Raw genomic sequence first — 14,964 nt, forward strand, 5'->3', positions numbered from 1 at the left:
CAGAGACGGCCTCTCTTGACTGAGACGCTGCCATACGAGGTTCCCGTCACCTTTTCCAACGAATTTCTCTTTGTATCGGAGCTGCGGAAATCTAAACTCTCTGATAAAGCACTGAACTTTCTGAACGGAGAATATAGAAGACCGTTAAAAGCCGAGGCCTACACAATCCCTTTCAACTATCAAATTCGGAAAGGAGCGAGAGGGTTTAACACACTAAGTATTGTTCATCCACTTCATCAGATTAGGATGGCCAGCTTTTTGGTAGAGTACTCGCATACGATTATCTCGGAATGTTCTGAAAGTCTCTATTCTCTACGGGCTCCATACAAAGTCTTACCGGAAGTCTCAAAAGATGAAATGAAAAAAGTCGGCAAAGCAAAGAAGCTTGATCTAGCGCATGTAGCGCCACAAGATGGACGCTTGGACATTAATTTTGCACCGTCATTTTTCTCAGTCAGAAAACACAATTTGCTTGATAAATTTTACGGCTCGAACGAGCTACTGAGATTAGAAAGTAGATTTCAACTTCTGCGGAAAATGGATGTCACAAAGTGTTTCTTTAACATCTATACTCATTCGGTGACATGGGCGGTAAAGGGTAAACCTTACTCCAAGGAACAAGCAAACAAATACACCTTCGAAGGCCGCTTCGACACCTTGATGCAACGGTCTAATTACAATGAAACTAATGGCATTGTTGTTGGTCCTGAGATATCGCGAGTTTTCGCAGAAGTGATATTTCAGAGAATTGATAGGAATATTATTTCAAGAATGGACGAACGTCTTCATGAAGGACGCGACTATACCATTCGTAGATATGTCGATGACTTCTTCCTCTTCGCAAGAAACGAGGCTGTCCTAGACGAACTGAATCAAGCTGTGGAAACCTGCTTGGAAGAATACAAGTTGTTTCCAAACGAAGGAAAACTTGAAAACCTACGCCGCCCTTTTGTGACTAACATCACACAAGCCAAACAGGGCATACGCGACATCGCCACCAGACTAGTATCCGAAGCCAAAAAGCCGCTAACCGAAAACGAGAAGGAGCAAACAGAAACGCGGCGCAACATGCGAAATTTGCTCGAAGAATTAAGGTTAGTTGTTCGCGATACAGATGCGTCTTTCAGCGAGGTCACCGGTCCAATATATTTTCAGATAGGTCAGGCCGTAAAAGAGGTTTTAAAGGCGGAAGGAGATTTGACCACTGATAAAAAGCTTGACGCCATAAATCGGGTTAGATCCATATTACGGATTCTTTTTTATTCTTTGGCATCCGACTTTCGTGTAGCTCCGATTTATAAGGCCTTTCAGGTTCTCGAAAGATTGAAAAAATTCAAAGTTGAAATTGGAGAATCTGAATCCGAAGCCTTAAATGATTATATAATTTATGAGATTACGGAGTTAGTCTCCACCTACAAACCGGAAAAGGTTGGCGAAGATATTTCGTTAGAAATGTGTAATCTTCTGCTGCTCGGTGCCTCTGTTAGTCCCGACCTGTTTCTATCCCAAGCCCCTGTAATAGAACTATGCACTGTGTTGCTCCGCAAAAAGAGCATGGGGTACTTTTCATTTATTGCGATGATTTTTCTGTTGGCGCATGCGTCGCCATCGGACGACTATAAGAAGGCACTCGAAACTGTGTCTAAGTTGGCTCGCAAGCGGGTCCGCAAAGGCAAGACGGAACTCCGGACGAGTTCAGAAGTTTACTTGATGTTCAGTGACATTATCGGCTGCCCCCATATCAAGGTTAGCGAACGAAAGGCATTAATAAAGGAGGTCTGTGGAGTAGGCGACTTATCGGATGATGACATAAACACACTCGCAAAACACGTCGCATTTGTTGATTGGGACGCAGGGAGAACATCGCATTTTTTGAGGCGAAAGCAGTTGCAGCCGGTGTACTCGGCGGTTTAAGGTCATCGTGGGCGGTTGCCTGAGATATCTATACTGGACGCGACGGGACCCCCTTTTAGGCCTCCGTATTCCAGAATAGTTTACGCTCTTGCGGACTACACACATACAGGCACGCCCAACCCACCATTTTTATTTGGATCAGTAGATGTTGGCCGCCAAAGGTCCGTTTTGGTCGATGTCACAGGTAATTTTCGCATGTGCAGCGAAAGTCTGCAATCCGCCCCTTGTGGCAGAATGGAACGCGCAAGCTTGAAGTGTTTGGGTCCTTCCTGGGCTCTTTCTACACAGGGGGAATTCGCATCCCGTTACGTACGACAGGTGCAAAATTTGTGGGGTGCTGGTTGGGGTTCTTGTTGTTGTTATGGAACGGCCAGTCTGTAGCATTTTAAAGGGCTGATGAATTGGTTCGCTTCGGCCTATATGGTCTTACTTCTGCGCGTATCAGATGTCCTTCATCAGACGCAGGGCGTCATAAATTGCCGCGTGTGTGTTACGCGCCGACACCGCGTCGCCAATGCGGAACAGCTGGAATGTGCCGTTTTTGTTGCGTGTGGTGGTTTGTTCTCCTCCTGCAAGGAGCGCGTCGTAATCAACCGCTCCGGCATTTGATGACATCGGTTTGAGGTCAAAATAAAGATCGTCCAACGGCAGCGTGCCGTAGTTCACAACAACCTGATCTACCTCAAGATCATAGGTATGGTCACTGTAATCCGTGCCTATGGTGGCTGTCAGTTTGTTGCCGCTGCGCGCGACGCCGATAAGACGCCGCGTGACGGTAAAGGTCACGTCCTTGTCCTGAAGCGAGCGCATGTAAGGCACCAGATTCATCGCCATCACGTCAGGCGAGAAAGTGCGATCCGGTGTCATTATCTCGACCTTACCGCCCGCGTTTGCCGCAATTTCGGCGGCCTGCAAGGCTGGGTGATCGCCACTTTCGTCGTAGATCAGTATCTTGCCCGCTGGCTTTACATCGCCGGAGATTAAGTCCCATGACGTCACGACATGAGGCTGTTCACCTTTTTGTTCGAACAATTCAGTGTTCGGCATGCCGCCGGTGGCAACAATCACGACATCGGGGCTTAGACCCGTGACATCTGCCACTTCAGCCCAAGCATTAAAGTTGAAGGTCACATCCCGTGCGGCACATTGGTTCATACGCCAGTCGATGATCCCGATCATCTCACGGCGGCGTGGAGATTGGGACGTCAGCAGCACCTGCCCACCGGGCTCAGCAGCGGCCTCAAACACAGTCACTTCATGCCCCCGTTCAGCAGCAACACGGGCCGCCTCAAGACCCGCAGGGCCCGCCCCAACGATCACTATCTTCTTTCTTGTTTCTGCCTTTGCAATTTCGTGCGGCATCGTCAATTCACGCCCAGTGGCGGCGTTGTGGATACACAGTGCCTCACCCGCCTGGTATATTCGATCAAGGCAGTATGTTGCCCCGACACAAGGGCGAATATCGGCTTCACGCCCCTCAATAATCTTGCGCACGATATGTGGGTCAGCCATGTGCGCGCGAGTCATACCGACCATATCCAGTAGTCCAGCCTGAACTGCATGGCGTGCGGTAGCCACATCAGGGATACGAGCTGCGTGGAAGGTCGGCATGCCGGTCGCCTTGCGCACTTCGCCCGCAAAGTCGAGGTGTGGGGCACTTTTCATTCCTTGAATTGGGATCAAATCTGTCATCGCTGGGTCAGTGTGGATTCGGCCTCGGATGACATTTAAGAAGTCGATCTTTCCAGTCGCAGCAAGGCGTTTAGAAATCTCCAGTCCTTCTTCGGGTGTGATACCGCCCTTTTGCACTTCGTCCGCAGTGTAGCGTAAACCGACGATAAAATCAGCACCTACGCGGTTTCGGATCGCCTCCACGACATCCAACGGAAAACGCATCCTGTTCTCCATCGTATCTGCACCGTACGGCCCCGTGAGATCATTGGTCAGTGGTGACCAAAACTGATCAAGCAGGTGGCCATAAACCTGCAATTCAATACCGTCCATGCCACCCGATTGCATCCGCTCGGCGGCGTCCGCAAAATCGTTGATGATCCGTTCGATGTCCCAGTCTTCGATAAGCTTTGGGTAAGCGTGGTGTGCTGGTTCGCGATGCTTTGACGACGACACAGACGGCAACCAATCCCCCTTGTTCCAATTGGTGCGACGCCCCAGGTGGGTCAGTTGGATCATGGCAGCGCAACCATGCTCGTGCACTGCATCGGTCAGTTGCTGTATCCATGGGACAACATCGTCACGGTAAGCAAGAATGTTGTTGAACACTGGTGGGCTGTCTCGACTGACTGTGGCTGACCCTGCCGTCATTGTTAACGCAACGCCCGCCTTAGCGCGTTCGACGTGATACGCAGTGTAGCGTTCTTTGGGCATGCCGTCTTTTGGATAAGCGGGCTCGTGACTAGTAGTCATGATCCGATTACGCAATGTCAGGTGCTTGAGTTGAAAAGGCTGAAGCAGGGGATCGTTGGACATGAGGGCATCCCTTTTTTGAGTCATGCGGCGACCTGACATAGGTGTCAGATAGTTTTCATGTGCAATTGACACACCTGTCAAGTTATTTAGAAATGCGTCATGAAAGATGCTCCGCCCAATCGAACACGCGCAACCCGACAGGTCTGGCTAGGTGCGGCTTACGATCTTTTTGTGACGGAAGGGATTGAAGCAGTCAAAATCATGACCCTTGCTAAAAAACTAAACCTAACTCGCACGGGTTTTTACTGGCACTTTAAGGAGCTGTCAGAGCTCCACGACGCAATTATCGACATCTGGCAGACGCGCAATACTGGCATTATGCTCGAACGCTGTGCCGCCCCAGCGCAAAGCCTGTGCGCCGCGCTTTTCAACCTAATAGACTGCTGGATTGATCATGATCTTTTTGATGCGCCCCTTGACCTTGCGATCCGAAATTGGGCGCGCAGCGATCCCAAACTCCAGGCACTCGTGGATTTGTCCGACAGGACCCGTTTAGTGGCAGTAGAAAAGATCTTTGAGCGGTATGGCAAAACAGGTGATGCCGCCCACTACCGTGCGTTGATAGTGATCTTGACCCAGACCGGATATTATTCAATGCATGTGTCAGAGCCATGTTTACAAAGGGCAATTGCAGGATGCCAATATGTAGAGATATTTGCAGGCGAGGCACCAAGCCAGTTGGAAGTAGACGCTTTTCTTGATCGTTATAGTTGAACTGACCTTCGTTATAATTGTGTTGTCGCTATCAGCGCTTTCGAAACAGTCGAGATACCATTTAAAATCGGTAACGGGCACAACCCCGCTACAATATCAAGAAGACCTGCGGATTATCGAGGCGCGAACGATTTTGCCGCGCGGCGTAAACTATGTTTCGACTGTGGGTTAACGCCAAAGATTTAACCACAAGGACTCCACGCAAAGCTGGAGGGAACTGGGGCGCAGGTCACTATGAATGACGCCGATCTGGCTGAATAATGCTGCAATCCTGGGCTTTTTTTGCTGAACAGATCAAGACGTGGCGCGTGGCCTGCGAACAGGCGAACAACTGAATTGAATGGAATAATCTAGACAGACCACTCTGCACCATTATGATTACAGTCGTAGCTTTGGATAAGGCAGAAAAATGGAAAACGATCCGTTACGACTGCGAAAAATATGGAACCAGAAAGACGTCCCTGTAGTTCTTCGACGCAACGGAAAGGCCGAACGCTTGCGGATCAGAATCCCGTCAGGGCGCGTTCTCAGTGGCGGACGATCCATGCAACAACGCTGATCGACGAACATACCAGAGCGCAAATATAGTATTGGGCACCCAACATGACCAAGCCAGAAACGGGTAGACCTGATGATATGGCATTGCCAGACCAACGGCAAAAATCAGTAACTGTAAGCGCAAGGATACAGCTGCAAAGGTCAGCGCGACCGAGTAAGTCATCCACCGTCGATGCGCCGGCTCCAAACCCGCCCGCGCAAAACGCACACCTTGCGTTGTTGTGAACACCCAAAATACAGCCAACAAAGCGAAGCCAGCAGTTCCAATGATGCCGTCTATTTGAAAAGCGATCAAAAAGCCGGATATGCCACCCAACAAAACCGCCAGCGCATATAGGCGACCGATACCGCGATGAACACTTAGGTGGCGATTGCGAAGCACCGGAATGATCTGGATCGATCCGAAAACTAAGGCGAGGGATGCCGCGGTAATATGCATCACGAACATCTGCCGTGCGTTGATCAACTGATGAGACATGGCAGAGAAAGCCAGGTCCAGACCAAGTGGGAAGACTCTGATTGTTGAGAAGGCCACCAACATCCCAGTGATCACGAGCACAGAGATGGAGACCTTATCTGTCGGCGTCACGACGTTTCCCAACGGTTTGTAAAGGCTTCCGTAGGGTCTGTGGCCTCGAAGTGTGGCAGTAAGCGATCAAAACGATCAGTACCCAGCCGATGCGGCACATTCCACAGGTAGCGTAGGCTGACAACATTTCGCAAAGGCGCTGACCACAGCGCAATGACATTCATGGGAACCCATGGCATTTTTTTACGCTTCATTGGCTTACCAACCGCTTTTTCAATAGCGGTTTTCATAGACGCGCCCGTTAAAACCCAGCCAGGAAAGTTAAGGTCTAAATGCCCGACAACCGCGTTTGGCGTATTCAGAATATCAACAATCGCACGGGCGGCATCTGGCAAATAGGCCCACGCATGATCACGGTCCATTGGGCCAGGGTAAGTGAAATCACCCGTCGCGACGGCCTTTGTAATGTGATTTTCGAACCAATTTCCACTTGGCCTGTGATCTGGACCGTCAATAAAGTCACCCATCCTGAATGCAAGAATTGGTAAGCCGTGATCGATGGCCGCCTTTTTGTACGCAGCTTCCATCGTCATGCGAATGCGCGCCAACGCATTTGATCCGACGTGTGGTGCGTCTTCTCCCCAAACACCGCCCTTTTTGCCGAAAATGTAGACGTTCTGTGGAACAACAACTGTGGCTCCGACATTTATGGCAACATCAATGACGGCTTGGTTCATCTCGAGCAGTAGCGTTTTCCACAATTGGTATGGTGGGTTTGCAGCCTGCACAATTACGTCTGCGCCGTCGGCGGCATTGCCCAACGCTGTTGGGTCCATGATATCGCCGACATAGGGTTCAACACCGTCAATACAGTTGGCTTTTTCAGTCGTGCGTGCAAAGCCCCGAACGTGCCATCCCGCGTCCCGCATCGCTGATGCACATTGACGTCCGAAACGCCCTGCCACGCCCACAATCAAAACAGTCTTTTTCATAATATCCTCAATTTCTTTGCATCATTCATTAAGGGATAACTGATACAAATTTCTATTGATATATAAAAATAGACATGTTTAATATGCGTTTATGAATATAGATTGGTCACTTCTGAAGACGTTTTTAACCGTTGTACAGGCTGGAACCGTGGCACAGGCAGGCGCACAATTGGCGTGCAGTCAGCCTACCGTTTCACGTCAGTTGAAGGAGTTAGAAACGCAAACAGGCCTCACCTTGTTTGATCGGCGCGGCTACCGTTTGGTGCTGACAGACGCAGGCGCGTCAATACTCGAATTTGCACAGAATATGGCGGATCAAGCCGACCATCTCGCTCTTGCGATCGCCGGGAAGGAAACGGTTGTAAATGGCACAATCAGGATCAGTACAAGCGAGGTGATTGCCTATCACTTCCTCCCCCCCGTTCTGGTCACGCTTCAGGAACAGTATCCGGAAATCGATGTCGAGATAATTGTTGAAAATTCGGTGGCAAATCTGTCCGCGCGCGAAGCCGATATCGCGATCAGATTGTTTCGCCCCGATAAATTAGGATTGGTGAGAACCAAGATAGGAACACTTGAGATGGGAGTTTTCGCAAGCAAATCTTACCTCGAATTATACGGTGTTCCACGTACCCTAGACGACTTGGTATATCATAATTTGTTGGGGTACGATCAATCCGCGGAGATACTCGATGGGTTTCGCAAACACCTTCCAGATGCAAATCCGTCCCTTTTTTCAGTGCGGTGCGACAACCACTTAGTGTATTGGAATATGATACGAGCGGGGAACGGCATCGGGTTTTGCAGTACGCTGATGGCAAGCCAAGATAAAATGTTAACCCGCGTTTTGCCGGACCTAAAGCCAGATGGAAACGACGTTTGGCTTGCAACCCACGAAGCTCTGCAGAAGACACCACGCGTTCGGGCGGTCTGGGAGCTTCTCTCCAGCCAACTTACGAAGCGATTATGGGAATGACTCCTGCTGAATACCGCGCGTCTTAGTAAGCTTTTGGCGAAATTCTGATCCAACTCGCCCAAGAGCGAACACTGGGACTTTCCAAACGTTGTTGGATGGATCGGCTCACGTCTGATACCGAGGATTTCTGTTGGCACTGTCAGAGCAAAATTGGTTGAGGCGGGCAGGGTGAGCAATTAGCGTCTCGAGATGACAAAACGCAGCCCTTTTCGCTACTTCAAGACGAGCCCCTCGATCATCCGTCTGGCCGTGATGATGTATGTCCGTTTCCCGCTATCGCTTCGGAATGTGGAGGATCTGTTGCACGAACGCGGGATCGACATCAGCTATGAGACGGTTCGATTTTGGTGGAACAGATTTGGCCCGCTGTTTGCCGCTGAGGTCCGCAAAAATAGGGTCAGCCAGATGCGCGCATATTCAAATTGGCAGTGGCACTTGGATGAGATGTTCGTGAAGATCAACGGCGAGACGCACTATCTTTGGCGGGCTGTGGATCACGAAGGGGAAGTCCTGGAAAGCTTTGTCACTAAGCGCCGTGATCGCAAAGCAGCCTTCAAATTCCTCAGGAAAACCATGAAACGCCATGGTAGCGCAGATGTCTTCGTTACCGACAAGCTACGTTCCTACGGCGCGGCGATGAAGGTGATTGGCAATGTGGACAAACAGGAAACCGGCCGCTGGCTCAACAATCGAGCCGAGAATTCACACCAGCCATTTAGACGAAGAGAGCGAGCCATGCTTCGATTTAGGCGGATGCGAACTTTGCAGAAATTCGTCGCCGTCCACGCTTCTGTTCACAACCATTTCAATCAAGAGCGCCATCTCTACATCCGATCAAATTTCAAGCTGAACCGCGCCGCTGCTCTTACCGAGTGGCGCGGTCTTGGCGTATCCTAACGAATTAAGATTGCTGGAAAAATGAGACTGGCTCGCTTTTGTCTGACAGCACCCTCCGCAGCGAAGGTTTGGTTGCCACCCTTTGTGGTGCAATGGAACGCGTGTTTGAAGTGTTTGGGTCCTTTGCGGGCCTTTTGCACACAGGGGGAATGCGCATCCCGTTACGTACGACAGGCGGAAATTTTCTTAGCTGATTGTTTGGGTTCTTGTTGTTGTTGCGCGACCTGACCAGAGTATATCTAACGCTATGCGACGAACCCGCCATTAGCTACATACCACGCCAAAGACAAAACCCCTGACACAGCCTCCCTGCCAAAAACGGCACGTTTCAGTTGTTAAAAAGCAAGCCAAAGGCAATATCCCACATTACACAACCTTCAGCCTACGGTTATAAAAGGGGGGGAAGGCCGCCTGATTGGACTGACCAAGGGCGGCATGAATACCAAGCTGTATGCGATCACAGACACCAGCGGACGCTCCATCCGTTTCTTTATCACAGCATGGCAAGTCAGTGATTATACTGGCGCTAACGCCCTGATGAATGACCTGCTGGATGCGATAAGCGTATGGACCAAGTTCCGGTATCGCCCTGCTAAACCAAAAAACGGTCATGCTCGGGTGCAGTAATGTTATTCGTGGTGATACTCCTCGTTGCCCGCCGTCGGCCATTGACTCACCATATCAAACTGAGAGAGACAGGAGAACATTACCAGAACGCTAAGGGAGAATCTGTGTGCCTGTTTTTCCAGTTGAGACGCCAGTTATTGCAAATGGTATGCCTGTTCGTCTGGTTGCCAACGCCGCCAGTGCAGGTTTTCCTTCGCCTGCTGGGGATGACCTTGAGGACGAGATTGATCCCATCTCGTGGGTTGTGCGGCACCCGTCATCGACGTTTTGGTGGCGCGTTGAGGGTGATTGCCTTTGGGATGCAGGCATTCGAGACGGGGATATCATCGCTGTAGACCGTGCTGGTAAGCGGAGAGTTGGGCGCGCCGTTTTGGCAGTCGTTGACGGGGCTGTGACCGCGAAGATGTTACGCAAACGGGATGGGCGGTATTTTCTGTCTCCGGCCAACAGTAAGGAGAGCTTTCCTGACATCGAGCTGACTGAAGACAGCGAGATATGGGGCGTCATTGCAGGTGTGGTGCGGCGGTATGATCTTGAATGAAGCGGCCCATTGCGATCTCGGACAGCGCAAACTTTTATGTTTCAGCGGAACGAATATTTGACCCGACTTTGAAGAACGTGCCAGTGATTGTGCTGTCGAACAACGATGGCTGTGCCGTGGCGCGCAGTGATGAAGCAAAGGCCCTTGGCATTAAGATGGGCGAACCGCTGCACCTGTTGCAGGACAAGATCAAAGCGCATGGCGTCCGTGTGTTTAGCTCCAATTATACGCTCTACGGCGATATAAGTCGGCGCGTTGTCGAGGTGTACGAGGATTTTACACCCAACGTTGAGATCTATTCGATAGACGAATGCTTTTTGGACTTTAGTGGTTTCAAAGATCGGGAGAAACATGCGCGGGCGATGCGGCGCGAGGTGCTGCGCCGGATTGGTGTGCCCGTGCGGATCGGGATTGCTCCAACCAAAACGCTAGCAAAGTGCGCCAATGAGATAGCGAAGAAGAACCCGATTTTTGGTGGAGTGTTGGATGTGATGGATGACGCGTTGTCGGCTTGGCTTTTGCCGAAAGTACCTGTTTGGGCCGATAGCGCTTGCGTGCTGGTATACTTGCACCGTTCGATACCGCGTCCTGAACTTAGCCTCGTTTCAGTTCGTCTGCCAAGAAGTCATAGACCCTGCGAATGCGGCGGCTTGTTGAGAGTTCTCGGTGGGCGACAAGCCAGATAGGGAAGACAAGTGGTTCGAGATCAGGAAGAACGCGGCGCACGATCGGATCTGCATCGCCAATATGGGCGTCTAAAACACCGATCGCCGCCCCTTGGCGCACAAGTTCCCACATAACCAGATAGCTTTCGGTCAGAAGCGGAAAGTTCGCTTCAGTCAGGCCAAGCCCAAGCGTGTTGAGACCTTTGAGCATCATGCCGCCATGATCCATATTCACGAAGTCAGCGTGGCGCAGATCGTAGGGTTTGGTGGGATTGCCAATTTTTCCGATGTAGTCTGGAGTTGCATATAAAATCGCATCCGCGTCGCCGATCTTCTTGGCGATCAGATCGGGTTCGGTGGGGCGGAAGTTGCGGATCGCAATATCAGCTTCTCGGCGGCGTAGGTCGCTGGCATGGTTGGCGACGACAATCTCAACCTGAATGGCGGGTTCCATGATACGTAACTTGGCGATGATCGGGGGTAACAGCACGGCTGCGTAAGTCTCGCTGGCCGAGATGCAGATCGTTCCTTCTAGCGCTTGCGATTGGCCGAGAGCCGTCAAAGAGACGCGGCCTGCAGCCTCCCCCATATCACGGACATGGTCCAGCAATTCCAAACCACTTGGCGTGAGTGTGAGGCCACGACCGACACGCTCAAACAATACTATGCCTAATTCTTGTTCTAACCCATCAACCTGCCGGCCAAGTGTTGGCTGGGCCATGCCCAAAGCACGCGCAGCAGCAGACAACGAACCTTCTTCGGCCGTGACCAAAAAGGCCCGCGCTTTGTTCCAGTCAAATTTTATCGAACGCCAGTCCATGCAAATATGCATATCAAATCACAAGATTTGGTCAATTCGCATAATTTAATCGACACGCTAAACCGCAAGCAACATCAGATTGAACCCAAATGGATAGGAACCAATATGACAACCCTCGTCATCGGAGCAAGCGGAGCAACAGGGCGTTTGCTTGTGGAAGAATTATTAGCACGCGACCAAAGCGTAAAGATTATTGTGCGATCACTTGATAGCCTGCCTGAAACCGTCAAAAACAATGCCAATTTGTCCATGATAAAAGCAAGTGTCCTGGATCTCAGCGACGCCGAGATGGTCAAACACACTCACGGGTGCAGCGCAGTGATCTCATGTTTAGGACATAACCTGACCCTCAGAGGGATGTTTGGTGGGCCACGCAGGCTGGTAACTGATACAACTCGCCGTATTTGCGATGCCATTCGGGCAAATGGGCCAGCAGAGCCCGTCAAGTTTGTGCTTATGAACACGACTGGCAACAGCAATCGCGATCTGGATGAGCGGATATCGTTTGGTCAGAAATGCGTGATGACCCTTATTCGTTTGGTGCTTCCGCCGCACGTGGACAACGAAAAGGCAGCTGAATATTTGCGAAGCAACGTTGGTCAGAACGACCCGATGATTGAATGGGCCGCCGTCCGTCCAGACGGCTTAATCGATGAAACTGAGGTCACGGATTACGACATTCACAAATCACCTACGCGAAGTGCTATATTCGACGCAGGAACGACAAGCCGTATAAATGTTGCCCACTTCATGGCCAAATTGATTAAAAGTGACAGCACTTGGGAAATGTGGCGGGGTAAGATGCCTGTGATCTACAACAAGGCGGCCCAATAATGTGATGGAGAAGGGTATCTTTTGCGCGCGCAGCGAATGTCTCCTTTGGTGGGTCGCATTGCAACACTGCATGAGCTTTTGTAGGTCGGCTTTGGGCCGTTAGTGTAGACGTTTGGACTTTCACTCGGGCTGATGCATCGATGCGTTTATGATCGGCAGTTAGCTCAATATCAACAGTCTGAACGCAAATGCTGAGATCCGTTACTTGAGCTCAGCAGTATTTCTCTGGCCCGATCCATTGGGAAACAGAATAGCGGTCACCGTGAGCCCAGCCGATCGGTAGAGTGGCTTCAATCGCTTGGAGGTCGCTAGGCGTCAAAACGCAATTGGCGGCTTGTAAGAGTTCGGCGAAATGCGTGACCGACCGCGTGCCAGGGATGGGGATGACGTGATCACCCTGCGCTAAGAGCCATGCGATTGCCAACCCTGCAGCAGATAGCCCCATGTCTGCCGCCAAGGCCCGGAACGTGGCCGTGGCAGCGAGATTGGCGTCGTAATTGGGCGTCATGAAGCGAGGATTGTTTTTGAGGAAAGGTAGGTCTTGCACGGCCTCGATGCTGATTGGAGCGTCGGTCAAGAGAGAGCGACCTACGGGCGAGAAAGCGACCATGGCGACGCCAAGTTCGGCGCAGGTTTGCAACAGACCCAATTCGGGGGACCGAGTGGAAAGTGAGTATTCGGACTGCACAGCAGCCACCGGATGTACGCCATGGGCGCGGCGCAGCGTGGTGGGTGCTATCTCGGAGAAACCTATCGCTTTGGCCTTGCCGGATTTGACAAGCTCGGCAAGTGTCTCGGTGACCTCTTCGATCGGAATATCTGGGTCGCGGCGATGCAGGTAATAGAGATCAACGGCTTCAACACCTAAACGTTTCAAGCTGTTTTCGAGCTCGGTTTGCAAATGTTCAGGTGAATTGTTGAAGATATTGCCTGGACCGTTTGGATTGCGGGTGATCCCGCCCTTGGTCGCGATGGAAAAGTGGTCGCGCGCTTGCGGATTGGTCTTCAGATAGCTGCCGATGACCGTCTCGGATCGGCCCATTCCGTAGACGTTGGACGTGTCGAGATGGGTGACCCCGGCCTCCATGGCCATGTCCAAGATGGCGTGGCTTTCGATCCCGTTCGTAACCCCGTAGAAATCGGAGAATGACATCGCACCGAATCCAATCGGGTGGATCATTGGTCCGTCGCGTCCAAGCTGCCTGCTTTGCATAATCTGAGCCCCCTATTTTTCTTTACGGGAACAATTAACTAGGAGGGCCCGCATGGGCAACTATGAGTTTGTTCGAGATGTCGGCAATTACGACTAGAGTGTCTTTCTATGGAGCCTGTAACAGTACAAGGCCTTGGTTGCTGCGGAACTACCTATGATTGCGCTGCCGCATTTAAGCCTCTACAATTTCGAACTGCACTGTCAGAGCAAAATCAGTTGAGGCGGGCAGGGTGAGCAATTAGCGTCTCGAGATGATGACAAAACGCAGCCCTTTTCGCTACTTCAAGACGAGCCCCGAGATCATCCGTCTGGCCGTGATGATGTATGTCCGTTTCGCGTTATCGCTTCGGAATGTGGAGGATCTGTTGCACGAACGCGGGGTCGACATCAGCTATGAGACGGTTCGATTTTGGTGCAACAGATTTGGCCCGCTGTTTGCCGCTGAGATCCGCAAGAAAAGGGTCAGCCAGATGCGCGCATATTCAAATTGGCAGTGGCACTTGGATGAGGTGTTCGTGAAGATCAACGGCGAGACGCACTACCTTTGGCGGGCTGTGGATCACGAAGGGGAAGTCCTGGAAAGCTTTGTCACTAAGCGCCGTGATCGCAAAGCAGCCTTCAAATTCCTCAGGAAAACCATGAAACGCCATGGTAGCGCAGATGTCTTCGTTACTGACAAGCTACGTTCCTACGGCGCGGCGATGAAGGTGATTGGCAATGTGGACAAACAGGAAACCGGCCGCTGGCTCAACAATCGAGCCGAGAATTCACACCAGCCATTTAGACGAAGAGAGCGAGCCATGCTTCGATTTAGGCGGATGCGAACTTTGCAGAAATTCGTCGCCGTCCACGCTTCTGTTCACAACCATTTCAATCAAGAGCGCCATCTCTACATCCGATCAAATTTCAAGCTGAACCGCGCCGCTGCTCTTACCGAGTGGCGCGGTCTTGGCGTAGCCTAACGAATTGAGATCGCTGGAAAAATGAGACTAGTTCGCTTTTGTCTGACAGCACCTTTCTGTGAGCCGCGCCGCCATGTGCTGTGCTGGTTGCATAAGAAAACGTCGATCTTTGTCGCTAAGGTAAATTTTTTGTTCCCGAAACACCTTTACTTTTGTGTTTTGAAGTTGCTTTGCCGTAGCGTCAATCCAGCATGTTTAGCTAGTTGCGGGTTACGAACGATAATGGAAGGGGTCT

The 14,964-nt window shown here is 51.1% G+C and carries 13 protein-coding genes and 1 pseudogene; 9 read left to right on the forward strand and 5 right to left on the reverse strand.

Going from position 1 to position 14,964, the window contains the following annotated elements:
- Positions 1 to 15: 15 nt before the first annotated feature.
- A complete protein-coding gene (gene drt3b / locus OAN307_RS25195) occupies positions 16 to 1,914 on the forward strand; it encodes an antiviral reverse transcriptase Drt3b (protein WP_187292567.1) in 1,899 nt (632 codons plus the stop codon).
- Between the two features lie 441 nt (positions 1,915 to 2,355).
- Here drt3b and OAN307_RS09595 read toward each other — a convergent pair whose 3' ends face one another.
- Positions 2,356 to 4,401: an NADH:flavin oxidoreductase gene (locus OAN307_RS09595; protein ID WP_015499572.1), complete on the reverse strand. Its 2,046-nt coding sequence runs from the start codon at positions 4,399 to 4,401 to the stop codon at positions 2,356 to 2,358.
- A 99-nt stretch (positions 4,402 to 4,500) separates the two neighbouring features.
- Between OAN307_RS09595 and OAN307_RS09600 the strand changes: the two genes are divergently transcribed.
- Positions 4,501 to 5,115: a TetR/AcrR family transcriptional regulator gene (locus tag OAN307_RS09600; RefSeq protein WP_015499573.1), complete on the forward strand. Its 615-nt coding sequence runs from the start codon at positions 4,501 to 4,503 to the stop codon at positions 5,113 to 5,115.
- 514 nt (positions 5,116 to 5,629) lie between these two features.
- Here the strand turns inward: OAN307_RS09600 and OAN307_RS09605 are convergent.
- Positions 5,630 to 6,262, reverse strand: coding sequence for a DUF2306 domain-containing protein (locus OAN307_RS09605; protein ID WP_015499574.1), 633 nt, complete (start codon positions 6,260 to 6,262; stop codon positions 5,630 to 5,632).
- Positions 6,259 to 7,194: an NmrA family NAD(P)-binding protein gene (locus tag OAN307_RS09610; protein WP_015499575.1), complete on the reverse strand. Its 936-nt coding sequence runs from the start codon at positions 7,192 to 7,194 to the stop codon at positions 6,259 to 6,261. The genes OAN307_RS09605 and OAN307_RS09610 overlap by 4 nt, the downstream gene beginning before the upstream one ends.
- A gap of 91 nt (positions 7,195 to 7,285) precedes the next feature.
- Between OAN307_RS09610 and OAN307_RS09615 the strand changes: the two genes are divergently transcribed.
- The 5 genes and pseudogenes from OAN307_RS09615 (at position 7,286) to OAN307_RS09635 (ending at position 10,921) form a co-directional block, all read left to right on the forward strand.
- A complete protein-coding gene (locus tag OAN307_RS09615; RefSeq protein WP_015499576.1) occupies positions 7,286 to 8,170 on the forward strand; it encodes a LysR family transcriptional regulator in 885 nt (294 codons plus the stop codon).
- Between the two features lie 189 nt (positions 8,171 to 8,359).
- Positions 8,360 to 9,067, forward strand: a complete 708-nt coding sequence (locus OAN307_RS09620) for an IS6 family transposase (protein ID WP_015499577.1) — start codon at positions 8,360 to 8,362, stop codon at positions 9,065 to 9,067.
- 387 nt (positions 9,068 to 9,454) lie between these two features.
- A pseudogene (locus OAN307_RS27905) lies at positions 9,455 to 9,616 on the forward strand (IS5/IS1182 family transposase); the annotation flags it as partial.
- Between the two features lie 184 nt (positions 9,617 to 9,800).
- Positions 9,801 to 10,235 (forward strand): LexA family protein, encoded by a 435-nt coding sequence (locus OAN307_RS09630; protein ID WP_015499579.1) that lies wholly within the window; start codon positions 9,801 to 9,803, stop codon positions 10,233 to 10,235.
- Positions 10,232 to 10,921 carry a Y-family DNA polymerase gene (locus OAN307_RS09635; RefSeq protein WP_044043501.1) on the forward strand — a complete coding sequence of 230 codons (690 nt, stop codon included), beginning with the start codon at positions 10,232 to 10,234 and terminating at the stop codon, positions 10,919 to 10,921. Before OAN307_RS09630 ends, OAN307_RS09635 begins: the two co-directional genes overlap by 4 nt.
- Here the strand turns inward: OAN307_RS09635 and OAN307_RS09640 are convergent.
- Positions 10,830 to 11,732, reverse strand: coding sequence for a LysR family transcriptional regulator (locus OAN307_RS09640; RefSeq protein ID WP_015499580.1), 903 nt, complete (start codon positions 11,730 to 11,732; stop codon positions 10,830 to 10,832). The two genes, OAN307_RS09635 and OAN307_RS09640, sit on opposite strands and share 92 nt — an antisense overlap.
- A 93-nt stretch (positions 11,733 to 11,825) precedes the next feature.
- Here OAN307_RS09640 and OAN307_RS09645 point away from each other — a divergent pair, with 93 nt between their 5' ends.
- The gene (locus tag OAN307_RS09645; RefSeq protein ID WP_015499581.1) at positions 11,826 to 12,554 is read left to right on the forward strand and encodes an NAD(P)-dependent oxidoreductase; all 729 of its coding nucleotides are present in this window, start codon (positions 11,826 to 11,828) and stop codon (positions 12,552 to 12,554) included.
- Positions 12,555 to 12,765: 211 nt separating this feature from the next.
- On the opposite strand, the gene OAN307_RS09650 is transcribed toward OAN307_RS09645, so the two are convergent.
- A complete protein-coding gene (locus OAN307_RS09650) occupies positions 12,766 to 13,767 on the reverse strand; it encodes an aldo/keto reductase (protein ID WP_015499582.1) in 1,002 nt (333 codons plus the stop codon).
- 254 nt (positions 13,768 to 14,021) lie between these two features.
- Between OAN307_RS09650 and OAN307_RS09655 the strand changes: the two genes are divergently transcribed.
- Positions 14,022 to 14,729 carry an IS6 family transposase gene (locus OAN307_RS09655; protein ID WP_044044627.1) on the forward strand — a complete coding sequence of 236 codons (708 nt, stop codon included), beginning with the start codon at positions 14,022 to 14,024 and terminating at the stop codon, positions 14,727 to 14,729.
- The last annotated feature ends 235 nt before the right edge of the window (positions 14,730 to 14,964 follow it).

Origin of the sequence: Octadecabacter antarcticus 307 (genome assembly GCF_000155675.2) — a bacterium.
Classification (GTDB): domain Bacteria; phylum Pseudomonadota; class Alphaproteobacteria; order Rhodobacterales; family Rhodobacteraceae; genus Octadecabacter; species Octadecabacter antarcticus.

What these genes read in the sequence shown, in the direction of transcription:
- OAN307_RS09595 (WP_015499572.1), bottom strand. Translation starts at nt 4,401, where the DNA reads ATGTCCAACGATCCCCTGCTTCAGCCTTTTCAACTCAAGCACCTGACA.
- OAN307_RS09600 (WP_015499573.1), top strand. Translation starts at nt 4,501, where the DNA reads ATGAAAGATGCTCCGCCCAATCGAACACGCGCAACCCGACAGGTCTGG.
- OAN307_RS09610 (WP_015499575.1), bottom strand. Translation starts at nt 7,194, where the DNA reads ATGAAAAAGACTGTTTTGATTGTGGGCGTGGCAGGGCGTTTCGGACGT.
- OAN307_RS09615 (WP_015499576.1), top strand. Translation starts at nt 7,286, where the DNA reads ATGAATATAGATTGGTCACTTCTGAAGACGTTTTTAACCGTTGTACAG.
- OAN307_RS09620 (WP_015499577.1), top strand. Translation starts at nt 8,360, where the DNA reads ATGACAAAACGCAGCCCTTTTCGCTACTTCAAGACGAGCCCCTCGATC.
- OAN307_RS09635 (WP_044043501.1), top strand. Translation starts at nt 10,232, where the DNA reads ATGAAGCGGCCCATTGCGATCTCGGACAGCGCAAACTTTTATGTTTCA.
- OAN307_RS09640 (WP_015499580.1), bottom strand. Translation starts at nt 11,732, where the DNA reads ATGCATATTTGCATGGACTGGCGTTCGATAAAATTTGACTGGAACAAA.
- OAN307_RS09645 (WP_015499581.1), top strand. Translation starts at nt 11,826, where the DNA reads ATGACAACCCTCGTCATCGGAGCAAGCGGAGCAACAGGGCGTTTGCTT.
- OAN307_RS09650 (WP_015499582.1), bottom strand. Translation starts at nt 13,767, where the DNA reads ATGCAAAGCAGGCAGCTTGGACGCGACGGACCAATGATCCACCCGATT.
- OAN307_RS09655 (WP_044044627.1), top strand. Translation starts at nt 14,022, where the DNA reads ATGACAAAACGCAGCCCTTTTCGCTACTTCAAGACGAGCCCCGAGATC.